Below are 26,035 nucleotides of genomic sequence, written 5' to 3' on the forward strand. Positions count from 1 at the left end.
GGGGCGACGGCGACGCGGTGAACAGCACATGAACTCGTTGCCGGGACGAAGGGCACGGATCGCAGGCGGGCGCCTGCTCGGCCTCGATCGTGGCCGCAGTTCCTGCGTCCGGATCCCGGACCTGGCGTCTCGTGATGTATGCCGCGGGTTTAGCGTTGGGTCATGACCGTGACACCGTCGACGTCGACACCGAACAGTTCCTCCTCCGCGAGCGGCTCCGGAGCACCGGACATCAAGCCGCGTTCGCGTACGGTCACCGACGGAATGGAGCGCGCGGCCGCACGCGGCATGCTGCGCGCCGTCGGCATGACCGACGACGACTGGGAGAAGCCGCAGATCGGCGTAGGGTCGTCCTGGAACGAGATCACCCCCTGCAACCTGTCGCTCGACCGGCTGGCCAAGGCCGCCAAGGACGGGGTGCACGCGGCGAAGGGCTACCCGCTGGAGTTCGGCACCATCTCGGTCTCCGACGGCATCTCCATGGGGCACGAGGGCATGCACTACTCCCTCGTGTCGCGCGAGGTGATCGCCGACTCGGTGGAGACCGTCTTCGGTGCCGAGCGCCTGGACGGCGCGGTGCTGCTCGCCGGGTGCGACAAGTCCGAACCGGCGATGCTGATGGCCGCCGCCCGGCTCGACATCGCCGCCGTGTTCCTGTATGCGGGGTCGATCCTGCCGGGCAAGGTGGGCGACCGCGAGGTGACCATCATCGACGCGTTCGAGGCGGTCGGCGCCTGTGCCCGCGGGCTGATCACCCGCGAGGAGGTCGACGAGATCGAGCGGGCGATCTGCCCGGGCGAAGGCGCCTGCGGCGGCATGTTCACCGCGAACACCATGGCCAGCGCCGCCGAGGCGATGGGAATGTCGCTGCCCGGCAGCGCTGCTCCACCCGCGGTCGACCGCCGCCGGGACGGGCTGGCGCGCAAGTCCGGTGAAGCCGTCGTCGAACTGCTCCGGCGCGGCATCACCACCCGGGACATCATCACCTCCGAGTCGCTGGAGAACGCGATCGCTGTGGTCATGGCGCTCGGCGGCTCCACCAACGCGGTCTTGCACCTGATGGCGATCGCGCACGAGGCCAACGTCAAGCTGGAGCTGGACGATTTCAACCGGATCGGAGAGAAGGTGCCGCACCTGGCCGACGTCAAGCCGTTCGGCCGGTACGTGATGACCGACGTCGACCGGATCGGCGGCGTGCCGGTCGTCATGCGCGCTCTGCTGGACGCCGGGCTATTGCACGGAGATTGCCTGACCGTGACCGGCAAGACGGTGGCCGAGAATCTCGCTGAGATCTCGCCGCCGGACCCGGACGGGAAGATCATCCACGCCATGTCCGACCCGATCCACAAGAACGGTGGGTTGACCATCCTGCGCGGCTCGCTGGCGCCGGAGGGTGCGGTGGTGAAGTCCGCCGGCTTCGATGCGGATGTCTTCGACGGCACGGCGCGCGTCTTCGACGGCGAGCAGGCCGCGATGGACGCCGTGGAAGAGGGCGCCCTGCAGAAGAACGACGTGGTCATCATCCGCTACGAGGGGCCGAAGGGCGGCCCCGGCATGCGCGAGATGCTGGCCGTCACCGGCGCCATCAAGGGAGCCGGGCTGGGTAAGGACGTGCTGCTCATCACCGACGGCCGGTTCTCCGGCGGTACCACAGGGTTGTGCATCGGTCACGTCGCTCCGGAGGCGGTGGACGGCGGCCCGATCGCGTTCCTGCAGGACGGGGATCGTATCCGGGTGGACATCGCCAACCGCAGCATCGATGTGCTCGTCGACGAGGACGAGCTGGCCCGTCGCCGCGAAGGATGGCAGCCGCCGGCGCCCAAGCACGAGCGCGGGGTGCTGGCGAAATACGCCAAGCTGGTCGGTTCGGCCGCCAACGGCGCCGTCTGCGACTGACGACGCACGGCGAGAAGGCCACTGCCGATACTGATAAGGCGGCTGCCGACGGCGAGTTGACGACGCACGGCGAGAAGGCGACCGCCGAAGAACAAGCGACGGACGACGACACCGGGTCCGCATCAGCGCCGCTGCGACCTTCCGTAGGACGGCAAGGAGGTGCGTGCGTGGGCAAGGTGCACGACGGGATCAGTGGACGGCTGCGAGAGTTCATCGAGGCACAGAAGGTCTTCTTCGTGGCGACGGCGCCGTCCGGCTCAGACGGGCACGTGAACGTCTCGCCCAAGGGGATCAGCGGCTCGTTCGTCGTGCTCGACGAACACACGGTCGCCTACCTCGACTACACGGCCAGTGGCGCGGAGACGATCGCACACCTGCGGGACAATGGGCGGATCACCCTGATGTTCTGTGCGTTCTCCGGCCCGCCGAACGTGGTGCGGCTGCACGGAACCGGTCGCTTCGTCACCCTGTACGACGACGAGTTCGCCGGCTACATCGACATGTTTCCGGAGAAGCGAGGTGCGCGGGCCGTGATCGTGGTGGACGTGTACCGGATCTCCGACTCCTGCGGTTTCGGTGTACCGCTGATGGACTACGTGGGTGAACGCGACATGTTGCCGGCGCACATGGAGCGCAAGGGCGCCGACGGACAGGTCACCTACCGGGTGAAGAAGAACCGGGTCAGCCTGGACGGCCTGCCCGCTTTCGACTACGACCCCGTCTCAGAGCCTGAGCCCGATCCCATGTGAGCCGACCTCGCGGGTCTCGATGACCCCAGCCGTGACCGCCGCCCGGATCTGGATAATCCGGTCGTCGTACCTCGTGGAGGCTTGGTGTTGCTCGGGCGACTCCGTGGAGGCTTGGTGTCGCCGAGGTGAGGAGGCGGCGGCTGTCGGCGATTCGTCACCTCAGCGTGAGACGGTCTCGTCGACGGTTCTGACCAGCCGCTGCAGCGCAGGGACGGCCTGATTGCGCAGGTCGGTCTCAAGATCGGCGCTTCCGACGACGGATGCCCACACGGCACGTCCGGCCAAGAAGCCCGACGCGCCCGCGCGGCAAGCCAGCGCGACCGTCTCCGGGAACCGCTCGGCCGGCACACCCGAAGACAGGACGACCCAGTGCCCGTCGATCGCCTCGTCGAGCTCCTTGCACCTGGTGAAGATCTCGTCGTCGGTGCCGGCTCCGTGCGTCGGGACCTCTGACTTGTAGACGTCGGCGCCGAGACCGCCGAGTTCTCGGGCCGCGGCCACGATGCCGGCGTCGGCATCGAACGGGCCGCCGTCCGTCGGCTTGCGTGACACCGGCTCGACGATGCTGGCCAGGCCGTGCGCGCGGCATCGGTCGACGAAATCCGAGACCAGGGCGCGACGTGCATCGGGATCCCCGTCCGGCCTCCAGATCACCAGCAGTTTCAGGGCCGCCGCGCCCTGATCGCGGACGACGGCGGGGTCTATCGCCTCATCGATGACGGACTCGGCGATGAACTCGTCGGTTCCGGGCACGAAATGGTCAGCGGCCGCGATGAGCGCGCAGCCGGGGGAGACGGCGTTCTCCTGGATGATCGCGTCCCAGCCGAACTGTTTCTCGACGAGCAGAGCCGACGCGTGTGGAGTCAGGGCCCGAGCCGCGGCGACCTTGAATGCGGTGAGGTCGGCATCGGAGACGTCGTGGCCGGTCCGCTCGCGCATCATGACACGGAGCGCCTCACGCTGATCGAGTGCGAGCATCGTGAAGCCGCCCGATGGGCGGAGCAGGCGGTCGACGGGGTTTGCGGTCACGTTGCGTGTCCTCCGGTGAGTGAGTCGCGACAACAAAAGATGTTAGAAAGTTACCATCTTCTGGCGTATTTGCATACCGCAGGTAAGGTGAACCACGTGCAGGACGGCCCCGACCAGGCGCATTCCGCCGCAGCTTTGCGCTACGACGCCGCACCGCGCCGGCGCGCCGCGATCCTGAACCGGCTGCGTCGGGCCGGACACGTTTCCGTCTCCGATATCAGCAGGCAGCTGCAGGTTTCGGAGATGACCGTCCGGCGCGACCTGCGCCGCCTGGCCGACGAGGGCGACGCCGTCCTGGTCCACGGCGGTGCGAGTCTGCCGCCCGGCACCCGGGCGCATCCGGCCTTCCTGGCCCGCGCGCAGATCAAGGCCGATGCCAAGCGCCGGATCGGCAAGGTGGCGGCGGACCTCGTCTCGCCGGCGGACACGGTGGGGATCGACGCCGGAACGACCGCGCTCGAGGTGGCCAATGCGTTGCCGGGCGATTTCGCGGGATGCGTGGTCACGCACTCGGTGCCGGTGCTCACGGCGATGCTGACCAGGCCGTCGATCCGTTCGATCGTGGTCGGTGGGGAGCTGTCTCCGGAGAATCAGGCGCTGATCGGTCCGAGTGCCGCGCAGTTCGTGGCCAATCTGCGCCTAGATGTCCTGATGGTCGGAGCGACCTCGGTGGACGAGCGCGGTATCTACGTGTTGTCGGAGCTTGAACTCGGGGCGAAACGAGCGTTGGTCGACGCGGCGGATCACGTCGTCCTGGTGTGCGACACGTCGAAGGAGGCGGCACCCGGTCCGGTCCGCGTGTGCGGACTGGATCTGATCGACACGGTCGTCACCGACGGTGCGTTCGGCGAGCGTATGACGCAGCGGCTGCGTCAGAACGGCACGCGCGTCATCGTCGCCTGAGTTCCGGCCGGGCGACCGGGAAGACACGCGGGTCTTGACATCCGAGCCTTCGTCGCCAACACTGCATGCAATGTTTGTAAGCGAACAAACTCTCTCGCCCGTCTTCGACGACGGCCGCGACCACGGGACCGCCCACCTGCCGGACGGCCCGGAGCCGGCCATCGGCATCGATCTGGATCTGCCGGCCGAGACGGAGGAGAGACCTTGACCACCGCATCCGGAGGCCGTTGATGCGCCTGCTGCTTGCTCAGACCGGTGCCCCGACCGCGGTGGTGAATCGCAGCGTGGCCGGTTTCCTCCGGGGTGCGCACGACCACGACGTGTTGCTCGCGCGCGGTGGTCCGGACGCGTTGGTGGCTGGCAGATTCCACCGCCTGACCGGCGCCGGTCTCCCTGCCGGCGCCGAGGCCGCCGGCGGCTCGTGGCTGGGCGGCGGGCGCCGGACGACGACGCCGGCCGACGTCGACGCGATCGTCACCGCTCTCGCCGCGCAGGCCGTCGACGGCATCGCCGTGATCGGGGGCAACGGCACGATGGCGCTGCTCGCCGCGGTCGCCGACCGGGCGGGTGAGCGGGGCGTCCCGCTCCGGGTGGCCGGCATCCCCAAGACCATCGACAACGACCTCGACGGCGTCGACCACGCTCCCGGGTTCGCCTCGGCCGCGCATTTCCTGACCACGGTGCTGCCCGACATCGCCCGCGATCACCGCGCCATGACGTCGGTGGAACCTGTCCGCATCGTGGAGACGATGGGCCGTGGCACGGGCTGGCTGGCGCTCGCGGCGACGCTTCCGGTCGACCCCGAGCACCCTGTACACCGGGTCTATCCGCCGGAGCTGGCGTTCCACCGCGACACGTTCGTCACTGACGTCCGCGATCTGGTGGACCGGCACGGGCGGGCGCTGATCGTCGTCAGCGAGGGATTCGCGCCCGAGCTGACCGCCGCGCCGATCCACGCGGCCAACCACACCACGTTGATCGCGGGAGGCGTCGCACGGGTGCTCGCCCGGCTGGTCAGTGCCGAACTCGGCCTGCCCGCCCGGGGTGAGGTCCTCGGCGTCGCGCAGCGCTGCGTGTCGGCGCTCGTCAGCCCGGTCGACGCTGCCGAGGCCGAACGCGTCGGGTACGAGGCCGCACGCGCGCTCGCCATGTCACCGCCGATGACGACGGACGCCGCGACGGCGGGGTCCAGTGCCGCAGCGGCGGTGATGGTCGGCATCGAGCGGCATCCCGGTGCCGAGTACGCCGTCTCCTATCCGCTCGTCCCGTTGCGCGAGGTGGCCGGTCGCACCCGGATGGTGCCGGGCCATTGGCAGACGTCCGAGCCGCTCGATCTGGGCTCGTTCCATACCTGGCTGGCGCCGCTGGTGCGTTCAGCCCAACCTCTTCAGGCCGCGCCTCCGCGGCCTTTGGGGCTCCACACTCACCGTTCCAACGAAGGAAAGGTCGTAGATCATGAGTCCTCGCACTAAGGTCATCGCCGGTGCCGTCATGGCGGGCACGCTTGCCCTGCCGGCGTGCGGAAACCCGTCGGATGCCACCTCGGGTGGCGGCGAGTCGATCACCGTCGTGATGTCCAACCACCCGTTCCAGCGCGGCATCGAACCGCTGATCCCCGACTTCGAAGAGGAGACCGGCATCGAGGTGAACGTCGAGACGTTCGCCGAGCAGCAGGCGCGTGACAAGATCCAGCTCAACCTGCAGTCGAAGAGCGCCGCCATGGACGTCTACATGACATTGCCATCCCGCGAAGGCCCGCTGTTCGCCGACGCCGGCTACTACGAGCCGCTGGATGACTACCTCGCCGACGCCTCGGAGGACTACCGGCCCGATGATTTCAGCCGCGGCGCCATCGACGGCATGAAGGTCGACGAGGCTACCTACGCGGTGCCGATCAACGTCGAAGGACCGGTCCTGTACTACCGGACCGACCTGTTCGAGGAGTGGGGGCTGACCCCGCCGGCGACCGTGGAGGAGCTCATCGACACCGCCGCGGCGATCGCCGCCGAGGACCCGGGGATCACGCCGATCACCCTGCGGGGACAGGCGCCGGCGCTGCCGTTCACCTTCGGCCCGTTCGTGCACGGCAACGGTGTCGAATGGACCGACGACGAGGGCCGCCCGAACTTCGACGAGCCCGGCGCCGTCGAAGCGATCGAGGCGTACGCGACGCTGGCTCGCGAGTACGGGCCGCCAGGGGTGATCAACTACTCCTTCACCGAGTCCTCGACGCTGTTCGCCCAGGGCGAGGCGGCCATGATGCTGGAATCCAGCAACGAGCTGAACAGTGTGGTCGACCAGGCCAGCTCGACCGTCGGCGAGACCGTCGGTGTCGCGCCGGTGCCCGGCGGTTCGGCCGGGGCCGCACCCACCGTTCTCTCCTGGGGCCTGGCGATGTCGCCGCATTCGCAGAACAAGGACGACGCCTGGCGCTTCCTGGAATGGGCGTCCAGCCCGGAGACCCAGCTGGCGCTGACCGAGGCCGAGATCGCCCCGCCGCGGGCGTCCGTCGCGCAGGATTCGGAGTACACCGACGCGCTCGACACCCCCACGTTGCAGGCCTGGCATGACGCCGTGGTCGACCTGCAGGAGAACGGCCACGTCGAGGTGGGCCCGGTCGGTACCGAGGCGCCGACGATGCGGCAGGTGATCGGCGACGCCGTCGGCAAGGCGATCCTGGGCGACGCCACCGCCGAGGAGGCCGCCGCGGAGATCCAGGCCGGCCTCGAACCTCTGCTCGCTGAACGATGAGCACGTGAGAAGTCGGGCGCGACCGGAAAGATGAGCGGAGACGATGGCGACGATGACGGAAACCAGGCGCCGGAAGCACGACCGCGGCGCACCCCCGGGGCGGCGGCGCGGCGTCTCGAGGCGCGACTCGACGGGGGCGACGCCGGTCTCCCGAGGTGTGTGGCCGCTCATGCTCCCGGCGATCATCGTCACCGGTGCGCTGGTGCTCATGCCGGTGCTGTACACCGGGTGGCTGGCGCTGTCCGACCGCCGGCCGAACGGGGAGAACGCCGGGTTCGTCGGAACGTCGAACTTCTCCCAGATGTTCGACGACCCGCTGTTCTGGAATTCGGTACGCGTGACGTTGTTCCTGCTGGTGGTCTGCCTCACGGTGGAGACGCTGCTGGGACTGGCGCTGGGCTACCTGCTCAGCATCGACGTGCCCGGACGCCGGATCTTTCAGGGCCTGATGCTGATCCCGGCGATCACCGCCTCGGTGGCCGTCGCGCTGGTGTGGCTGCTGATCTACGATCCGACGCTGGGCGCGGCGAACCAGATCCTCGATGCTGTCGGAATCGACCCCGTCGTGTGGCTGGGAGATCCGGACATCGCCCCGTGGTCGATCGCGATCGTCGACATCTGGCAGTGGACGCCGCTGATGGCGCTGATCATCGCGGCCGGGATCCGCGCGTTGCCGAGCGAACCGTTCGAGGCGGCCGGGATCGACGGCGCGTCGAACTGGAAGAAGGCTCGGCACGTCGCGCTGCCGCTGCTCATGCCGGTGATCTCGGTAGCGGTCCTGTTGCGCACCGTGGACTTGGTGCGCTTCTTCGACACGGTCTACATCATGACCCAGGGCGGGCCGGTGAACTCGACGAACACCCTGAACGTGTACGGCTACCGCAGCGCCTTCATCGACCAGGAGGCCAGTTACGCGGCCGCGCTGCAGCTGAGTCTGCTGCTCTTGGTGGTGGCGATCGCTGGGGTGTTCACGTGGTGGCGGAGGAGGCAGATCGTTGAGTACTGACACCCCGAGCGCCCGCGTCACGAACCGGGCCGGCGATACGGGAGCGGCCCGCGGCGCGAGGCGTTCCAGGAGCTCGAGGCCCGCCGGAGCCTCCCTGGGCACGCGAAGGCGCGCGCCCGTCTATGCGGGCTATCTGGCGGCGGCGCTGGTCTTCTTCGGGCCGGTTCTGTTCATGGTGTGGTCCGCGTTCCGCCGCAACGTCGACATCACCGGGTCGATCTTCAACCTGACGTCGCCGTTGACCCTGGACAACTTCACCAACCTGTTCGAGCGGTTCGCGTTCTTCTACTACATCCGCAACAGCTTCATCATCGCGGGTCGATCGACACTGCTCGGCCTGCTGCTCGGTGTGCCCGCCGCGTACGTCATCGTCCGGCGACGGCTCGCGGCGGTGGGATTCATGACTCTGCTGGCCCGGATGGCGCCCGGCGTGATGTTCGTACTGCCGCTGTTCGTGCTGTCGGTGAACATCGGCGCGCCGTCGAACAACGGGTTGAACTTCCTGCTGCTGATCGCGGCGCACCTGATCATCACGCTGCCGCTGTGCGTATGGCTGCTGATCCCGTTCTTCGAGGACATCCCGGTGACGTTGGAGGAGGCGGCCATGCTGGACGGCTGCACCGTGGGGCAGCGGTTCCGGAACGTGGTGCTGCCGCTGGCCCTTCCCGGGCTGTCGGTCGCGGTCACGCTGAGTTTCATCTTCTCCTGGAACTTCTTCCTGTTCGCTCTGGCGCTGGCGAACTCTGACACGTTGCCGCTGCCGGTGATCGCGTTCAACTTCATCGGCCAGGGCTCCAGCGACTACGGCGGCCTGATGGCCGCCAGCACGCTGATCTCGATGCCCGCCTTCCTGCTGACCATCCTGGCGCAGCGCTGGCTGGTGCGCGGCCTGACCGGAGGAGCGGTGAAATGACGACGGGTGATGAGGAGAAGAGCGCCATGGCGACCGGTGACGTGGCGGCCGACAACACTGTGGCTCGGTTCTCCGGAAACGGCGTGATCGCGTTCGACAAGGTCGACTTGGGGCCCGTGCCACCCGGCGAGGTCCGCCTACGGGTGGAGGTCTGTGCGCTGTGCGGATCGGACAAGCGGCTGCTAGCCGCCGGCTCCCCGGTGGTGCCGGGCCACGAGATCGCCGGCGTCGTCGTGGACGTCGGCGACGCGGGAGGCCCCGCCGACGCCGCCGGGCATGCCGTGCGCGTGGGTACCCGCGGCATCGTCTATATCCCGGTGTACTGCGGTAGTTGTGCTCAATGCGCGAAGGGGCGGACGAATCGTTGCCTGCGTCTCGGGGAACTGATCGGTTGGCAGCGCGACGGCGGCTTCGCCGACTACGTCGATGTGCCGGCCCGGTGCGTCATCCCCGTGCCCGACGACATCGGGCTGGACGTGGCCGTACTGGGTCTGGACACCGTCGGCACGGCCGCGCACGGGCTGCGTATGGCGCTGGCCACGCAGCCCGATCCGCCGCAACGGCTGCTGGTCGTCGGGTGTGGCCCGCTCGGGCTGGGCGTCGTCGCGGTGGCGCAGCAGCTCGGCGTGCCGGAGGTGCACGCGTTCGATCCGAACGACGCCCGGCTCGCGCTCGCCCGGGCCGGCGGGGCCCGGCAGGCCACCGACGTGGACAGCGAGAACCAGTACGACATCGCTGTCGAGGTGAGTGGCGCCGAACCGGCCCGCGAACTCGCCCAGCGGGTGATCGTGCCCGGCGGTGCCGTGCTGGCACTCGGCGAGTCGAACTCGCCGTACACCATGCCTGCGACGCCGCGCTGGCGGCGGACCGACTGCTTCACCGTCCGCTCGTTCTACTTCCCGCTCGACGAGGTGGCGGACAATTGGGAGCTGCTCCGCCGCTGCGGGCCGACGCTGCGCGACCGGCTCGCGACCCCGCTGACGCTTCCCGACCTGCCGGAGGCGTTCGAGTCATTCGCTGCCGGTGATCAGCTCAAGCCGTTCATCGTCCACACGGCACACTGATGAATCGGCTCGAACCCGTCGTGGTGGCCGTCGGCCGGCGTCCGCCGGTGTGCCCGGTGGCCACCGGATCGTCGTGGCTGGACCAGGAGGTGGGCTTCAGGTGAATGAGGCGGTGAGTGAGCCGGTGCTGGACCCTGGGGTGCGGGTCGGGGAACGCGTGTATCGCGCGTTGCGGCACCGCATCGTCATGGGCGAGCTGGAACCGGGGGAGCGGTTGTCGGTGCCGGCGCTGGCCCGGGCGCTCGGGGTCAGCCGAAGCCCGGTGCGCGATGCCGTGCTTCAGCTCGTCCGCGAGGGACTAGCGGCGGAGACGCTGAACCGTGGTGCGATCGTCGCCAGCATCAGCCGCAACGACTTGGTGAGCCTGTACGAGGCTCGGGAGGCGCTGGAGGGGATGGCCGCCCGGCTCGCGACCCCGAACTTCACTCACGAGCTGCGCCGTCGGCTGCTGACGATCCTGACCGAGCACGACGAGGCGGTGGCCGGCGGGGACTTCGACCGCCACATCGAGGTCGATGCCGCGTTTCATTTCCAGATCCGCGCGGCGGCGGGTAGCCCGGTCATCGCCCGCATGCTCGACGAGATCCAGGGCAAGGTCATGATCGCCATGCGCTCGACCAGCGTCAGCGGCGGCATGGACCGCGCCGTGCAGGATCACCGGCGCATCTTCGAGGCGATCGCGGCCGGCGATCCCGACGCGAGCGAGGCCGCCGCACGCCGGCACATCGCGCGGCTCACCGAGCTGCTGAGAACCGATGGCTGAGCGGCGAGCCGGCCGGGCGGCGCAGACGACCGTGCGGTCACTGCGCTTCCGCGCGCCGGGCGGATTCGAGGTCGTGGACGAAACTGCCGCACGCCTGGGTCCCACGGATGTCCGGATCGCGCCGCTGGCGGTCGGTGTCTGCGGCACCGACGCCCATATCGTCGCCGGTGCGTTCGCCGCGGAGGACGGCGTGGTGCTCGGGCACGAGATCTGCGGCCGGGTGGTGCAGCGCGGCGCCGAGGTGACGAGCGTCGGCGTCGGCGATCTGGTCACGGTCGAGCCGCACCGGTACTGCACGGCCTGCCACTACTGCCGCGCCGGCCGGGAACACCTGTGCGGGGAGAAACGGGGCTACGGTGTTCGGCTGGACGGCGGCATGACCGAGCGCATGGTGCTGCCTGCCCGGATCGCGTACGGGCTGCCGGCAGGCACGCTGCCGTGGATCGGCGCCCTGTGCGAGCCGGTCGCGTGCTGTGTGCACGGTCTGGATCGGCTCGGGATCACCTCCGGTGAGGCGCTCCTGGTGCACGGGTGCGGGCCCGCGGGCGCGATCATGGTGGCGCTGGGCAGCCTGCTGGGTGCGGCCCCGATCGTGGTGATGGACCCTCGGGCGGAGCGGCGTGAACTGGCGAAACGGATGGGTGCCGATGCGGCCCTGAATCCGCGCGACACGTCCTCCTCGCAGGCTGCGGTGGCCTTGACTGGAGGGATCGGGTTCCCGGCCGTCGTGGATGCGGTCGGGAAGGCGGCGGTCCTGGAGTCATCGCTGCCGATGGCGGCGCGTGGCGGCCGCATCCTGGTGTTCGGTGTGGCCGAGCCCGGCGACGTCGCCGCCATCAGCCCGCACGAACTCTTCCAGCGGGAACTGACGTTGCTGGGCTCGGTGATCAACCCGTACACGCACCAGCGTGCGGTCGCGCTCCTACCCCGTTTGAACCTGGAGCGGCTCACGCCTGCATTCTTCGATCTCGACGAGTTCGGCGCTGCACTGGACGCGCAGCGCGCCGGCGTCGTCGACAAGGTCTTCGTCGCCCCGCAGGGTCAGGCCGCGGCGACGGGTGCCAGTGAAGGCAGCAGGCGGCCGTATCCCGACGCGGCGCGCCGGTGAGCTCACCGGCCTTTCGGCCGCGGTTCGCAGCCGGCTGGCGGCGACGATGGACCAACCCCCTTTGCAATGCACACCTATACGCATGCAGCACGCGTATGGGTGTGCATTGCAAAGGGTAGTGTGCCTCCGCCAGGCGCGGGCGACTGCGATGGGCCTGCTTGCATGCAGTGTCAGCGTACGTAGCGCCCTTCTTGGCCGAACTGCGGGACGTAGTCCCATCGAGTGCCCGTGCGCTGCATGGCGTTCTTGATGATCTCGCGCCGGCGGACGCTTTCCGCCGCGTCTCGGTCGATATGTTCGATGTCGAACTGTTTGACCAGCATGGAATGGAGCGACGTTTCCACATCGGTGGTCGCCGGCTGCCCGGCGAGGTTGTCCCGCTCGTCCGGGTCTGCGGCCACGTTGAACAGCTGCGCGTCGTGGCCGTGGATGTAGATGTACTTGTACGGGCCGTGCCGCACCATGAAGCACGCCGCCCGCACCTTCTCGACGTGATATTCGGAGAAGACCGCGCGGCCCGTGCCCGGCCCGGTGTCCGTGCCTGGAACGCCGTCCGAACCTGGTGCAGCATCCGTGTGTGGCGCGACGTCAGCCCGGGCGGTCGTGCCCGCGCCGGGCAGATTCGGGGTATGATGCGCGCCGTCGATGTAGGGGAGGAGGCTCTGTGCGTCCATCTCCAGCCGGTCGCCGTGTGCGACGCCGGCCAGATCCAGGATGGTAGCGGCCAGATCCATCGACGAGACCGGTTCGCTGACCCGTTGGCCGGCCCCTCGTCCATCGGGAAACGTCATGACCAGCGGCACCCGAGCGGACCACTCATAGAAACATCTCTTCTGCACCATGCCGCGTTCACCGAGCATGTCGCCGTGGTCGCTGGTGAAGATGATCACCGTGTGCTCGAGTTGTCCCGTGTCGTCGAGCGCGGCCAGTATCTCGCCGACCTTCCGGTCCACGTATGTCACCAGGCCGTAGTACGCTCGCCGCAACGCTCGCAGATTGTCCGGGTCGTCGAGCTCTACGCTGGCGGTGTCGTGTGCCTCGTCGAGCCAGTCGTCCATGATCGAACGCGGCAGGTCCGCACGGGACGCGGGCACGTCGATGGATGCGTCCTGATAGAGATCCCACAGCTCCTGTGTCACATGGAACGGGTCGTGCGGATGGTGATAGGACGCGAGCAGGAAGAACGGCTCGGTCTGCGGGCCACGGGCCCGTTCGCGGATGTATTCGACGGCTCGGTAGTTGGTCTCCTCGTCATAGGTGAGGAACTTCGTCCACGTGCGAACCCCCACCTCCGGCGGGACGTATTCGTGCGCATGTCCACCACGCGGAAATCGACCGTGCTCGTCTGTCGTCGGTACCCAGTCCACGCCGGCCGGAAAGATATCCGTGGTCAGGCGATGCTGGAAGCCATGCAGCTGATCCGGGCCGACGAAGTGCATCTTCCCGGTCAGTGCCGTCTCGTAACCGGCATTGGTGAGGTAGTGCGCGATGGTCGGCTGATCGGCAGGGAACACCGCCGCATTGTCATAACAGCCGATGGATGACGGATACCGGCCGGTCATCAGTGCGACGCGAGCCGGTGCACACAGCGGGTACGGCGTGTATGCCGCATCGAAGCGGACGCCGCGCGTGGCCAGTCGGTCGAGGTTCGGTGTCCGGACGACGGGGTGCCCGTATGCGCCGGTCAAGAAGGGCACGAGTTGGTCGGCCATGATCACGACGATGTTCGGCGACGTGGGCGCGGACACGTGGAACCCTTTCGTGTGGGAACGATTTCACACACCCAAGCACGTGTGTCGCGAGCTCGTCAACACCGCCCGACATCGATACGGCCCCACGTCCGAGGACGTGTGTGAGGGCTGGCGCAGCGATGCCGCGAGCCCGGAGCCGATAGGCCTCTGCATACGGAAGCTTGGTGCCCCCCCGCGAAGGGTCGCGTGGAAGCTTGGTGCTCTCGCGCGTGGGCCTCGTGGAGGCTCGCTGTCGCCAGCGCGGTCTCAAGGAAGCTTGGTGTGCTGGCGAGCGTGCTTCATGGAGGCTCGGTGCCGTTGCGCATGGCCCCGTGGAGCCTTGGTGCCGCGATTGGTGTCCTGGACGCAGTCTGGTGTCCGGGATGGCGAGTGTCAGGCGACACTGCTGAGGCCGGCGGTGACGGCGGCTTCGATCTCGGCGAGCACCGCCATCGGTTCTTCGCGTATGCGATGGGGGGAGATCGGCAACACCCGCCAGCCCAGACGTGCATAGAGCGCCCGGCGTCGCTCGGTCTGTTCGGCAGCCTCGCCGAAGCCGTGCCACTCGACGGAATCTACCTCGAGCGCCAAACGAGCCTCCTTGTAGTAAGCATCGGGCACCATCTCGGGTGCGTCCGGCAACGGCCCGTTCCAGCACGGCTCCGGAAGGACAAGGCTCTGGCGGATCAGATCGCGAAGATCGCATTCAGGCGCGGAACGGCAGCCCGCCGCGATGTCGTCGAACGCGACGCGGGCGAGGGTCAGGCCACGGCGATCGATCCGATCGTGCTCGGATACCAGGCGTTCGAGCGTGGTCAGTTTGCGCTGCACCACCTCGGACAAAGTGGCGCGGACGTCGCGGAGCCTCTGCTCACCGCGCACGGCGTCGAGCGCGGCGCGCTCGGGAGGCGCGCAGGCGATCCCACGGACCATTCGAGCGGCCGGCATCGACGTGACCCGGTGAATCATCGCGAAGGGAATCGGTGCGCGCCGCACATGCGGCGGTACGAGCAGCTCTAACGTCGCGGCCGACGGAAGGTACCGCATCCCATAAGCGCGGCAGGCCACGGCGCCGGTGACGACGGCAGCCGGGCCGGCGTACAGCAAGGCGGCGCGCACCCAATGCCGTTCCTGTAATGGTCCGGTGAAGGTCGCATAGATCCCTGGTGTCAGGCGCTGCCACTCGCCACCCGGCCGCAATGCGTGGCGGATCGCCGATTGGCTGACACCACACCCCAATGCCTGCTGCCGAGTGATCAGACCATCCTGTGCCGCGGCCAGCACGGCGAGTTCGGGCGGGGCTTTCATGAGCCGATCGTGGCACGGGAAATGAACCGCCCGGGGCGCATCGACCGCCGATGTGGATAAGTCGACAAGAGCGCGTCGGACAGGGCGTAGTTATCCCCAAGCTGACGACGGGGAGATCGCAGAGGCTTCCGCTGAGTGGAGGCTTGGTGCTGCTGGCACAGTCCCGAGGAAGCTTGGTGTCGTTGCGCGTGGGCTGCGTGGAGGCTTGGTGTCGTCGGCACAGTCCCGAGGAAGCTTGGTGTCGTTGCGCGTGGGCTGCGTGGAGGCTTGGTGTCGTCGGCACAGTCCCAAGGAAGCTTGATGTGCTTGGCGCCGGGTCAACAGCCCCCTGAGTGTGTATCGATGCGCCCGCCGTTTGGCTCCACCAGGTCCGGGTATCCGCAGTGACTGATGGCCATCGTGACGAGGGGAGACAGCCATGAACGCACAGGATAATCCAGCCAAGGTCTCGGCTCACGACGTTGCGGCACAGCTTCAACCGCTGCTTCCCGAGCTGATCGCGCTCGCGCTGAACGGCAAGCAGGCGCACTGGCATGTGTACGGCAAGCAGTTCAGCCCGCTGCACGAACGGCTCGACGCCGTCGTGTCGGAGGCCCGGACCTACGCCGACGAGATCGCCGAGCGTCTGGTGGCATTGGGCGTGTCCGTCGATGGGCGGCCGCAAGCGGTGGCCCAGTCCAGCCCGGACTTCCCGGAGGGATTCCTGCCGGACGACAAGGTGATCGCCCTTATCATCGAGCACCTTGACTCGGTGATCGAACGAGCCCGCGAAGCGCTTGAACCGCTGGAGTCCACTGACCTGGTCAGCCAGGACATCGTGCTGGAGATGCTACGCGTCCTGGAGAAGCGCCGGTGGATGTTCGCGGCCTACCGCGACTCGGAACGTTCGCACTGACATCTCGGAATCTCGTACCCACATGCAGAAGGAGCACGGATGGCACGCGTCGCTTTCATCGTTGATGACGTTTTCGAAGACTCGGAGTTTCAGGTTCCCTATGATCGCGTGCGCGACGCCGGCCACCAGGCGGTGATCGTCGGCGCCTCCGCCGGCAAGGAGATCACCGGCAAGAACGGCACCAAGCTGACCATCGAGAAGGGGTCGTCCGAGGTGAGCGCGGATGACTTCGACGCGGTGGTGCTGCCCGGCGGCTACTCGCCGGACAAGGTACGGCTGGACCAGGACGCCGTCTCCATGGTCCGCAGCTTCTACGACGACGGGAAGCCGGTGGCCGCGATCTGCCACGCACCGTGGATCCTGGCCGAAGCGGACGTGCTTCGCGGCAAGACCATCACGTCCTGGCCGTCATTGCGCACGGACATGGTCAACGCCGGCGCCACCTGGGTGGACGAAGAGCTGCAGAAGGACGGCAACCTGATCACTTCGCGCAAACCCGACGATCTACCCGCGTTCTGCGACGCGGTCCTATCCGAATTGTCGTAGCGGACGGCGTCCGTCCTGACCGGACTCTAGACTGGCGGCAGAGGATTCGGCGGCGGGGGCGGTCTCGCCGGCGCACGGGCGGGTGCAAGGACGGCGACGCCCCAGCCCGGCGAGCTGACCGGAGGCACCGGTGGCGGAGCGTACCAGGGCGATCGCGGGTGACCAGCGCGTCCGCTCTGCGCGACGAGACGTAGCGTCGAACGGCGCGAAATCCACTGCCGGCCGAGGCACGCCACGCTGGTACGCGAACCTCTGGCACGCGAACCTCTGGCACGCATACCCCTCCACCGGAATCGTGGGTGGGATCATCGGCTTCGGCGTCTCGCTCTTGCCGTCGTTGATCCCGCGGCCGTGGTTGGTGCAGGCCGCGTTCTCGGGCGTGACCGCCGCGCTCGCGTACGGAATCGGCGTTCTCCTCGGCTGGCTTGTTCGTCATGCCGGAGTCCACCCCGAGTGGTCCGAGCGGACCCGCCGGACCGGGCGGATCGTACTGGTGCTCAGCGGCGTCGCGACGGCGGTCACGCTCACGGCGCTCGGCGCGCATTGGCAGTCCGAGCTTCGCCGGCTGCTCGACATGCCCGGTGTGCGGCCCGGATTCGTACTGGTGCCGGTGGTGGCCGCCGTCGTCGCCGGCACGTTGATCCTGCTGGGCCGGTCGGCCCGAGCGCTGGCGCGTCTGCTGGCACGGGCACTGCGGCGGTGGGTGTCGCCGGTGCTGGTACGAGTCGGCAGCGGAGCGATGGTCGCCGTGCTCGTCGTTCTGATCTTCAACGGCACCTTCATGGCCTCGGTCGTGCAGGTCATCGACAGCGTCGCAGCCGGGATCGAAACCAGGGACAACGGCGTGGTGCAGCCGCAACGGCCAGAGCGGTCGGGATCCCCGGACTCGCTGGTCGCCTGGGAATCGCTCGGCGCCGAAGGCAAGGCGTTCGTGGCCGGCGGTCCGGCGCCGCAGCGGCTGGCCGAGTTCGCCCGGCGACGCGAACCGTCGGCGGAGGTAGAGGTCCAGGTACCGGTACGCATATACGCGGAGACCGAGGAGTTCGAGGATCGCGACACCGCGGCCCAGATGGTGATCGATGAGCTCGATCGGTCGCGGGCGTGGGAACGCGACGTGCTGGTCGTCGCCACCCCTGCCGGCAACGGCCAGGTCTCGGAGGCGGCGATCGAGGCGATCGAGCTGATGCACGCGGGTGACACGGCCACCGCCGCGCTCGGCTATACATCGATGGGCAGTTGGCTCAGCTTCCTGACCGATCGGCATTCGGCGCCCGATGCCGGACAGGCACTCTTCGAGGCGGTGTACGCGCACTGGTCTGAACTCCCGCGCGACGACCGGCCAGCGTTGCTGGTCTTCGGTGAATCCCTCGGTAGCTACGGAGGGCACGGCGCGTTCAGCGGCTTGCAGGACATGGTTGCGCGCACCGGCGGCGCGCTGTGGGTGGCGACCCCCAGGTTCACCGATATCTGGGATGAGCTCACGAGGGCGCGCGATGCGGGGTCGCCGGAGATTCACCCCATCTACGACGGCGGCCGCCAGGTGCGATGGGGGAGCGGCAACGGCGACGCGACAGATCTCTGGGATCTGGGCCCGGAGTGGGAGCAGCCGCGCGTGGTGTATCTCCAGCATGCCTCGGATGGCGTCGTGTGGTGGTCGTCCGACCTGCTGTGGCACGAGCCGGACTGGCTACGCGAGCCCTCGGGTGCGGACGTCCTGCCCGGGTTGCGCTGGTTCCCCGTCCTGACGTACTGGCTGACGACGATGGACACACTGGTGGCCGCCGACGTGCCGGTCGGCTATGGCCACGTATACCTCCAGGAGTACGCAGATGCGTGGGCGGCGATCGCCCCGCCCGCGGGATGGACGGACGACGACACCGACGCCCTGAAGGAGTGGCTGGTCGACGTGCACCGCCAACCCTGATCGCGCGAGGGTCGAGTGTTAATTACATATGCGTGGGTAGCTCCTCGAAGACCAAGATCGGTGAACACGAGGAGCGCACATGGACAACGACGTCGAACCGGCTCTCTCGACTGGACCGCTTCTATTGATCGCCGCTGCGTCGGTTGCGGTGTTGCTGTTCCTGATCATGCGAGTCAGGCTGCACGCGTTCCTCTCGCTGATCGTGGTCAGCCTGCTCACCGCGCTGGCCACCCGGATTCCGCTGCCCGACGTCGTCCCCACCATGGTGGACGGGATTGGCGGCACTCTTGGCGACGTGGCACTCCTGGTCGCCCTCGGGGCGATCCTGGGGCGGCTGCTTGAGATCAGCGGCGGGGCGCAGGTGCTGGCGGACGTACTCGTCGGCCGGACTCAGGGTAACCGGGCGGCGCTGGCCATCGGCGTCGCGGCGCTGCTGTTCGGTTTCCCGATCTTCTTCGACGCCGGACTCGTCGTCTTCTTGCCGATCCTGTTCACCGTCGCCCGTCGGATGGGTGGCTCACTGCTCACCTACGGGCTGCCCGTGGCCGGTGCGTTCGCGGTCATGCACGCCTTCGTTCCGCCGCATCCCGGCCCGGTGGCGGCCGCCGGCCTGATCGACGCCGAGGTCGGGCTCGTCCTCGTGTTCGGCCTCGCGATCGGCGTGCCCACCTGGTTCTTCGGCAGCTACCTGTTCGGCCTCTATGTAGGCCGGCGCGTTCACGTCGCGGTCCCGCAGGTGCTGGCCAGCCAGGAGGAAGTCGATCGGGAGACGGAGGAGCGGCCACCGCCCCGTTTCCTGTCTGTCCTCGGCATTCTCCTGCTGCCGCTCCTGCTCATCTTCGGCGAGACGGGTCTGGGCACGCTCGAGGAGCAGGGAACCGTCGACGGCGACAACACGCTGGTGCAAGCGGTGCGGATGGTGGGTCAGACGCCGGTCGCGCTGCTGATCGCGGTCCTGGTGGCGATCGTCGTCTGCGGGTTCGCCCAACGGCGGTCGGCCGAGGACGTCGAGAAGATCACCGATGGTGCGTTCGGGCCGGTCGCGTCGATCATCCTCATCACCGGCGCGGGCGGCATGTTCGGCGCGGTCCTGCAGGCCAGCGGGATCGGGCAGGCCCTCGCCGAGACGCTGGAGGATACCGGCATGCCGGTGATCGTCGCTGCGTTCGTGGTCGCGGCCGCACTCCGGGTCAGTCAGGGGTCGGCGACGGTGGCACTCATCACCGCGTCCAGCCTGATGGCGCCGGTGATCGGCGCGGGTGACTACAGCGAGGCCTACAAGGCGCTGACCGTCATCGCGATCGCCGGCGGTTCGACGGTGCTCAGCCATGTGAACGACTCCGGCTTCTGGCTGGTGGGACGGTTCTTCGAGATGGACGTACGGACCACGCTGAAGACGTGGACCGTGATGGTGACCTTGCTGGGCGGTATCGCGGCTCTGCTGGCCTTCGCCGCCAGCACGTTTGTCTGATGGCTGGCACATCTGCGCGATGAGCGGGACGTTTGTCTGATCGGTGGTGAATCACGAAGTGGAGGGCGAATTCGACCTCGCTGCGGTCGACATCGCGGTCGTCGCGGGGTACATCGTCGCGATCCTCGCGATCGGTTTCTGGGTCGGCAGGGGGAAGCAGAGCGCGGACAGCTATTTTCTCGCCGGCCGACGGGCGGTGTGGCCGCTCGTCGGCTTCGGGCTGATCGCGGTCAACCTCTCCGGGACGTCGTATGTGGGCTTGGCCGGCGCCGGCTACGAGGAAGGCATCGCGGTCTGGAACTACGAGTGGATGGCCGCGATCGTGCTGGCCTTCTTCGCGTTGTTCATCCTCCCGTTCTACCTGCAGACGAAGATCTCGACGGCCCCCGAATTCCTGGAGAAGCGTTACGACCACCGTTCCCGCAAGGTGTTCTCGGTCTTCACGATGTTCACCGCCATGTTCATCGATGCCGCGGGGGCGATGTTCGCCGGAGCCATCACACTGCAACTGCTCTTCCCGGGCGTGTCGTTGAGCGTGCTGGTGATCGGGATGGCCCTGCTCGGTGGCGTATACGTGATCATGGGTGGGCTACGAGCCGTCGAGATCACCGACACCGCGCAGGGCATCCTGCTGCTGGTGGCCGGTGGCGTGATCTTCGGCATGGTGTTCGACGAGATCGGCGCCTCCTGGTCGTCGGTCGAGGGCGCGGCGCCGGAGGGCGGCATGACGATCGCGCCGCCGGCGGACAACGAGTTCCTGCCGTGGCCGGGGATCTTCACCGGTGTGCTCTGGCTCGGCTTCTATTACTGGACCACCAATCACGTCGCCGTGCAGAAGGTGCTGTCGGCCCGTACGGTCAACCACGGCCGCTTCGGCGCGCTGTTCGCCGGCTTTCTGCAACTGCCGTTGCTGTTCCTGCTGATCCTGCCGGGCCTGATGGGCCGGGAGATCTACCCGGACATCGAGAACCCGGATCAGATCTGGCAGACGTTGGCCTTCGACTTCCTGCCGATCGGCATCCGTGGTCTGGTGCTGGCGGCGCTGGTGGCGGCGTTGATGTCCACGCTCGACTCGGTGCTCAACGGCGCGGCGTCGCTGGTGACCAACGACTTCGTGAAGGAACTCAGACCGCATTACTCGGACCGGAGGCTGCTGATCATCGGGCGGTCGATGGTCGGCGTGTTCATGGTGATCGCCGCGTTGTGGGCGCCGCAGATCGTCGAGTTCCCCACCATCGTCGAGTACTTCCAGTCCTTCCTCGGCGCGATCACGATGCCGGTGGTGGTGGTGTTCCTCGGCGGCATCTTCTGGCGGCGGGCCACGGCCCCGGCGTCGTTCCTCACGCTCGTCGTCGGCTGCCCGATCGGACTGGCAGCATTCGTGGCGAATGAGGTCCTCGGCTTGATCGATATTCAGTTCCTCTACCTCACCGGCATCATGCTCGCCTTCAGCGTGCTGCTCTTCGTCAGCGCGTCGCTGGCGACCACCGCGCCGGACCGCGCGGAGATCCGGAACGTCACCTGGAGCCGCGATCGGCTGCGCGATGACGCGGCGAGCCTTCGGGACACGCCACGGTGGAGGGACTACCGGGTCTACGCCGTTGCTCTTGTGGTCGTGACCCTCGTGGCGCTGGTCCCGTTCCTATGAAGCCACCGCCGCATTGCTTGATTTAGCAAATAACCGGCGCGTGTCACTCTGAGTCGATACGGTGAGTCATGTCACATCGTCACAGGATGACGACCCTGCACGGTGTGTCTCGCCGGTAGCGGACCGCCCAGCTACGGGGGCATGGGCGGTCCGCGATGCCGGCAGGCGCGACTGTGATGCACGGTGTGGCTCCGCTCGCCGCGCCGGGTGGCGAGCGGTCGGAGTGAAGGAGGGTGACCTCATGGGTGTAGAGGACAAGTTCCGGAACGCGGTTGAAGACCTCGAGGGCAAGGCCAAAGAGGCGCTGGGCAAGCTCACCGGTGACGACGAGCAAGAGGCCGAGGGTCAGGCGGATCAGGCTAAGTCCGACCTCAAGCAGGCCGGCGAGAACATCAAGGACGCGTTCGACCGCTGATCCCTGCGGCGATACGGGTTCTCGCTCCCGGATGGGTCGGGCGGAACGATCGCCGGCGTCGGTGCAGGCCGAGGGCCGTCGCCGGCGGTCGACTCACCCATCCGGGATGCGGACGCCAGGTCCGCATATTGAGAAGTTGCCCGAGTCGCTTGACGTGATCATGTGCCATGCGTGATGGTACTTGCGTGCGATTCGGCATTCTCGTAGTACTTCATTAGCGCGTTCGGCCACTGAGCCCAACGCGCTACCCCTCGTGAGCCTTCGGGCCGAGGGGTTTTTTGTTGCTAGGAGAGTTTCGACAGCCCAGATATCCGGTCGAGGACCGACGGAACGAACAGAAGAGGCCGACCATGGTGCAAGGACACAGCGACGACGCGGAGACGATGACGGGTGCGGCGAGCCTCATCCGTTCGCTTGAGCGGGCCGGCGTCGACACCGTATTCGGCATCCCGGGCGGCGCGATTCTTCCCGCCTACGATCCCATGTTCGACTCCGAGCAGATCCGGCACGTCCTGGTCCGGCACGAGCAGGGGGCAGGCCATGCCGCGGAGGGATACGCCCTGGCCACCGGCCGCGTCGGCGTCTGCATGGCCACGTCGGGCCCGGGCGCGACGAACCTCGTGACGCCGATCGCCGACGCGCACATGGACTCAGTGCCCATGGTCGCCGTCACCGGTCAGGTGGCGAGCGCCGCCATCGGCACCGACGCCTTCCAGGAGGCGGACATCCGTGGCATCACGATGCCGATCACCAAGCACAACTACCTGGTGACCGATCCGGCCGAGATCCCGCGCACCATCGCCGAGGCATTCCACATCGCCTCCACCGGCCGGCCCGGTCCGGTCCTGGTCGACGTGGCGAAGGACGCCATGCAGATGCAGACCACGTTCGCCTGGCCGGACGCGCTCGACCTGCCCGGCTACCATCCGACGACGAAGCCGCACGGCAAGCAGATCCGCGAGGCCGCGCGGTTGATCACCGCGTCGAGGCGCCCGGTGCTCTACGTCGGCGGCGGAGTGCTGCGCGCACGGGCGTGGACGGAACTGCGTCAGCTGGCCGAGCTGGCCGGAATACCGGTGGTGACGACGCTGACCGCCCGCGGAGCGTTCCCGGACAGCCATCCGCTGCACCTGGGCATGCCAGGCATGCACGGCACGGTGGCCGCGGTCACGTCGTTGCAGAAGTCTGACCTGATCATCGCGCTCGGTGCCCGGTTCGACGACCGGGTGACCGGCAAGCTCTCGTCGTTCGCACCAGGCGCGACGGTCATCCACGCCGACATCGACCCGGCCGAGATCTCCAAGAATCGCACCGCCGACGTGCCGATCGTCGGGGACTGCAAAGAGGTCATCTCGGAGCTGATCAGCGCGGTTCAAGCCGAGCACGCGGCCGGACGGCAGGGTGACTACGCCGGATGGTGGAGCCAGCTCAACCAGTGGCGAGACCGGTATCCACTCGGATACACCGCATCCGAAGGCGGCGAGCTGGCGCCGCAGTACGTGATCGAGCGGCTGGGCAAGATCGCCGGTCCGGAGGCGCTCTACGTCGCCGGTGTGGGACAGCACCAGATGTGGGCGTCCCAGTTCATCGGGTACGAGAACCCGGGCACCTGGCTGAACTCCGGTGGCCTCGGCACGATGGGGTTCGCCGTTCCCGCCGCCATGGGGGCTCAGGTCGGAAAGCCCGACTCGACGGTGTGGGCGATCGACGGCGACGGGTGTTTCCAGATGACCAACCAGGAGCTGGCGACATGTGCCATCGAGGGGATCCCGATCAAGGTCGCGGTGATCAACAACGCCAGCCTGGGCATGGTCCGGCAGTGGCAGACACTGTTCTACAACGAGCGGTACTCCAATACCGACCTGCATAGCCAGCGCATCCCCGACTTCGCCAAGCTGGCCGAGGCCTACGGCTGCGTCGGCCTGCGCTGTGACAAGGCCGACGACGTGGACGCCACCATTGAGAAGGCCATGAGTGTCGATGACCGGCCGGTTGTCGTCGATTTCGGCGTGCACCGGGACGCGATGGTGTGGCCGATGGTCGCCGCCGGCACCAGCAACGACGAGATCCAGATCGCCAAGGGAATGGCGCCGGACTGGGACCGGAGCGATGAGGCGTGAGCTGCGGTGCTGCGTGCGTCGTCGTTCGGATCGCCCTGTCACACAGTGAGGAATCGTAGATGAGTAAACACACATTGTCGGTGCTGGTGGAGAACAAACCGGGCGTCCTGGCGCGGATCGCGGCGCTGTTCTCGCGGCGCGGGTTCAACATCGACTCGCTCGCCGTCGGGCCGACCGAGTATCCGTCGGTGTCGCGGATGACCGTCGTCGTGGACGTCGAGGACTCGCCGCTGGAGCAGGTGACCAAGCAGCTGAACAAGCTGGTCAACGTCATCAAGATCGTCGAGCTGGAGCCGTCGGCGTCGGTGCAGCGGGAGCTGCTTCTGCTGAAGGTGCGTACGGACAACGAGACGCGACCGCATATCCTGCAGACTGTCGAGTTGTTCCGCGCCAAGGTGATCGACGTGGCTACAGACGCGGTGACCATCGAGGCGACCGGATCGACCGACAAGTTGGAGGCGCTGCTGCGGGTGCTCGAGCCTTACGGGATCCGTGAGCTCGTGCAGTCGGGGGTGGTGGCGGTCGGACGTGGTGCGAGGTCCATCACCGATCGCACGCTCCGCCCCCTCGAACGCCTCGACCGCACCGCCTAACCCAGCCCCCACCCTAAATGATCATGTGAAGTGGGTTTTCTCGTGCTCTACCATGCCTGCAGACCTGTTGCGGCACGAGAAAACCTACCAAACATGATCATTTAGCTATAGCACTGTCCGACTGAAGGAATGGAGAAGCCCCAAAGTGGCTGAGATGTTCTACGACAATGACGCCGACCTGTCCGTGATTCAGGGCCGGGTCGTCGCTGTCATCGGCTACGGAAGCCAGGGCCACGCGCACGCGCTCAGTCTGCGCGACTCCGGCGTCGACGTCCGCGTCGGCCTCAAGGAGGGCTCGAAGAGCCGGGCCAAGGCCGAGGAAGAGGGGCTGCGCGTCGTGACCCCGGCCGAGGCGGCGGCCGAGGCCGACCTCATCATGATCCTCGCGCCGGACCACGTGCAGCGGCATATCTACACCGAGGACGTGGAGCCGAACCTGCAGGACGGCGACGCCCTGTTCTTCGGCCACGGCTTCAACATCCGCTTCGGCTACATCAAGCCTCCGGCGGGCGTCGATGCCGCGATGGTCGCCCCGAAGGGCCCCGGGCACCTGGTGCGCCGCGAGTACGTCGACGGCCGCGGGGTGCCGGTGTTGGTGGCGGTCGAGCAGGACGCGACCGGTGGCGCGTGGCCGCTGGCGCTCGCTTACGCCAAGGGCATCGGCGGTCTGCGCGCCGGCGGCATCAAGACGACGTTCGCCGAGGAGACCGAGACCGACCTGTTCGGCGAGCAGACGGTGCTCTGCGGCGGCATGTCGCGGCTGGTGCAGAGCGGCTTCGAGGTGATGACCGAGGCCGGCTACCAGCCGGAGATCGCCTACTTCGAGGTGCTGCACGAGCTCAAGCTCATCGTCGACCTCATGTACGAGGGCGGCATCGCCAAGCAGCGCTGGTCCGTGTCGGACACGGCCGAGTACGGCGACTACACCACTGGCCCGAAGATCATTGACGAGTCGGTCAAGCAGCGCATGCGCGAGGCGCTCACCGCGATCCAGGACGGCTCGTGGGCCGCCGGTTTCATCGCCGACCAGGACGCCGGTGCGCCGGAGTTCAAGCGGCTGCGCGCCGAGGGTGAAGCGCACCCGATCGAGGAGACCGGCAAGAAGCTGCGAAGCCTGATGCCGTGGATCAACTCCGGCGACGACGACTACACCGAGGGCACGGCCACTCGCTGACCCCCGGATACCCCATGATCATGAACACT

General features: G+C 67.8%; 23 protein-coding genes. 20 read left to right on the top strand and 3 right to left on the bottom strand.

The window, feature by feature from the left end:
- Positions 1-162: 162 nt before the first annotated feature.
- Positions 163-1,896 carry a dihydroxy-acid dehydratase gene (ilvD, locus tag G1H10_RS11015; RefSeq protein WP_163736827.1) on the top strand — a complete coding sequence of 578 codons (1,734 nt, stop codon included), beginning with the start codon at positions 163-165 and terminating at the stop codon, positions 1,894-1,896.
- A gap of 167 nt (positions 1,897-2,063) precedes the next feature.
- Positions 2,064-2,645, top strand: coding sequence for a pyridoxamine 5'-phosphate oxidase family protein (locus tag G1H10_RS11020; RefSeq protein ID WP_163736830.1), 582 nt, complete (start codon positions 2,064-2,066; stop codon positions 2,643-2,645).
- A 159-nt stretch (positions 2,646-2,804) separates the two neighbouring features.
- Here G1H10_RS11020 and G1H10_RS11025 read toward each other — a convergent pair whose 3' ends face one another.
- On the bottom strand, positions 2,805-3,674 hold the full coding sequence (locus G1H10_RS11025) for a hypothetical protein (protein ID WP_216853145.1): 870 nt from the start codon (positions 3,672-3,674) through the stop codon (positions 2,805-2,807).
- A gap of 15 nt (positions 3,675-3,689) precedes the next feature.
- On the opposite strand from G1H10_RS11025, the gene G1H10_RS11030 reads away from it, so the two are divergent.
- The 9 genes from G1H10_RS11030 to G1H10_RS11070 all read left to right on the top strand — a co-directional run bounded on the left by G1H10_RS11030 (position 3,690) and on the right by G1H10_RS11070 (position 12,182).
- A complete protein-coding gene (locus G1H10_RS11030; RefSeq protein ID WP_163736833.1) occupies positions 3,690-4,577 on the top strand; it encodes a DeoR/GlpR family DNA-binding transcription regulator in 888 nt (295 codons plus the stop codon).
- Positions 4,578-4,647: 70 nt separating this feature from the next.
- Positions 4,648-4,785, top strand: a complete 138-nt coding sequence (locus tag G1H10_RS11035; RefSeq protein WP_163736836.1) for a hypothetical protein — start codon at positions 4,648-4,650, stop codon at positions 4,783-4,785.
- Between the two features lie 22 nt (positions 4,786-4,807).
- Positions 4,808-6,049, top strand: coding sequence for a 6-phosphofructokinase (locus G1H10_RS11040; RefSeq protein WP_163736839.1), 1,242 nt, complete (start codon positions 4,808-4,810; stop codon positions 6,047-6,049).
- Positions 6,033-7,328, top strand: a complete 1,296-nt coding sequence (locus tag G1H10_RS11045) for an ABC transporter substrate-binding protein (protein WP_163736841.1) — start codon at positions 6,033-6,035, stop codon at positions 7,326-7,328. Before G1H10_RS11040 ends, G1H10_RS11045 begins: the two co-directional genes overlap by 17 nt.
- 52 nt (positions 7,329-7,380) lie before the next feature.
- Positions 7,381-8,334, top strand: coding sequence for a carbohydrate ABC transporter permease (locus G1H10_RS11050; RefSeq protein ID WP_163736844.1), 954 nt, complete (start codon positions 7,381-7,383; stop codon positions 8,332-8,334).
- Positions 8,324-9,247: a carbohydrate ABC transporter permease gene (locus G1H10_RS11055; protein ID WP_163736847.1), complete on the top strand. Its 924-nt coding sequence runs from the start codon at positions 8,324-8,326 to the stop codon at positions 9,245-9,247. The genes G1H10_RS11050 and G1H10_RS11055 overlap by 11 nt, the downstream gene beginning before the upstream one ends.
- Positions 9,244-10,311, top strand: coding sequence for an alcohol dehydrogenase catalytic domain-containing protein (locus G1H10_RS11060; RefSeq protein ID WP_163736850.1), 1,068 nt, complete (start codon positions 9,244-9,246; stop codon positions 10,309-10,311). The genes G1H10_RS11055 and G1H10_RS11060 overlap by 4 nt, the downstream gene beginning before the upstream one ends.
- Positions 10,312-10,411: 100 nt before the next feature.
- Entirely contained in the window at positions 10,412-11,074 is a 663-nt protein-coding gene (locus G1H10_RS11065; RefSeq protein WP_163736854.1) for a GntR family transcriptional regulator, read from the top strand.
- Positions 11,067-12,182: an alcohol dehydrogenase catalytic domain-containing protein gene (locus G1H10_RS11070; protein ID WP_163736857.1), complete on the top strand. Its 1,116-nt coding sequence runs from the start codon at positions 11,067-11,069 to the stop codon at positions 12,180-12,182. Before G1H10_RS11065 ends, G1H10_RS11070 begins: the two co-directional genes overlap by 8 nt.
- 170 nt (positions 12,183-12,352) lie before the next feature.
- Here G1H10_RS11070 and G1H10_RS11075 read toward each other — a convergent pair whose 3' ends face one another.
- Both G1H10_RS11075 and G1H10_RS11080 read right to left on the bottom strand, forming a co-directional pair.
- Positions 12,353-13,930 (bottom strand): sulfatase-like hydrolase/transferase, encoded by a 1,578-nt coding sequence (locus G1H10_RS11075; protein WP_312856567.1) that lies wholly within the window; start codon positions 13,928-13,930, stop codon positions 12,353-12,355.
- A gap of 375 nt (positions 13,931-14,305) precedes the next feature.
- On the bottom strand, positions 14,306-15,220 hold the full coding sequence (locus G1H10_RS11080; RefSeq protein ID WP_163736863.1) for a type IV toxin-antitoxin system AbiEi family antitoxin domain-containing protein: 915 nt from the start codon (positions 15,218-15,220) through the stop codon (positions 14,306-14,308).
- Between the two features lie 418 nt (positions 15,221-15,638).
- Between G1H10_RS11080 and G1H10_RS11085 the strand changes: the two genes are divergently transcribed.
- The 9 genes from G1H10_RS11085 (at position 15,639) to ilvC (ending at position 26,006) form a co-directional block, all read left to right on the top strand.
- Complete coding sequence (locus G1H10_RS11085) at positions 15,639-16,115, top strand: Dps family protein (protein WP_163736865.1); 477 nt, start codon at positions 15,639-15,641, stop codon at positions 16,113-16,115.
- Positions 16,116-16,154: 39 nt separating this feature from the next.
- Positions 16,155-16,661 (top strand): type 1 glutamine amidotransferase domain-containing protein, encoded by a 507-nt coding sequence (locus tag G1H10_RS11090; RefSeq protein WP_163736868.1) that lies wholly within the window; start codon positions 16,155-16,157, stop codon positions 16,659-16,661.
- Between the two features lie 130 nt (positions 16,662-16,791).
- On the top strand, positions 16,792-18,585 hold the full coding sequence (locus G1H10_RS11095; RefSeq protein ID WP_163736871.1) for an alpha/beta hydrolase: 1,794 nt from the start codon (positions 16,792-16,794) through the stop codon (positions 18,583-18,585).
- Positions 18,586-18,664: 79 nt separating this feature from the next.
- Positions 18,665-20,056, top strand: a complete 1,392-nt coding sequence (locus G1H10_RS11100; protein ID WP_163736874.1) for a GntP family permease — start codon at positions 18,665-18,667, stop codon at positions 20,054-20,056.
- 46 nt (positions 20,057-20,102) lie between these two features.
- Positions 20,103-21,704, top strand: a complete 1,602-nt coding sequence (locus G1H10_RS11105) for a sodium:solute symporter family transporter (RefSeq protein WP_216853146.1) — start codon at positions 20,103-20,105, stop codon at positions 21,702-21,704.
- A 241-nt stretch (positions 21,705-21,945) separates the two neighbouring features.
- Entirely contained in the window at positions 21,946-22,119 is a 174-nt protein-coding gene (locus tag G1H10_RS11110; RefSeq protein ID WP_163736876.1) for a CsbD family protein, read from the top strand.
- A 281-nt stretch (positions 22,120-22,400) separates the two neighbouring features.
- Entirely contained in the window at positions 22,401-24,239 is a 1,839-nt protein-coding gene (locus G1H10_RS11115) for an acetolactate synthase large subunit (RefSeq protein ID WP_281354199.1), read from the top strand.
- A 59-nt stretch (positions 24,240-24,298) separates the two neighbouring features.
- A complete protein-coding gene (ilvN, locus tag G1H10_RS11120) occupies positions 24,299-24,832 on the top strand; it encodes an acetolactate synthase small subunit (RefSeq protein ID WP_163736882.1) in 534 nt (177 codons plus the stop codon).
- Between the two features lie 145 nt (positions 24,833-24,977).
- Positions 24,978-26,006: a ketol-acid reductoisomerase gene (gene ilvC / locus G1H10_RS11125; protein ID WP_512700311.1), complete on the top strand. Its 1,029-nt coding sequence runs from the start codon at positions 24,978-24,980 to the stop codon at positions 26,004-26,006.
- Positions 26,007-26,035: the final 29 nt, after the last annotated feature.

The sequence above is a fragment of the Phytoactinopolyspora halotolerans genome, assembly GCF_010550675.1.
Taxonomy (GTDB): domain Bacteria; phylum Actinomycetota; class Actinomycetes; order Jiangellales; family Jiangellaceae; genus Phytoactinopolyspora; species Phytoactinopolyspora halotolerans.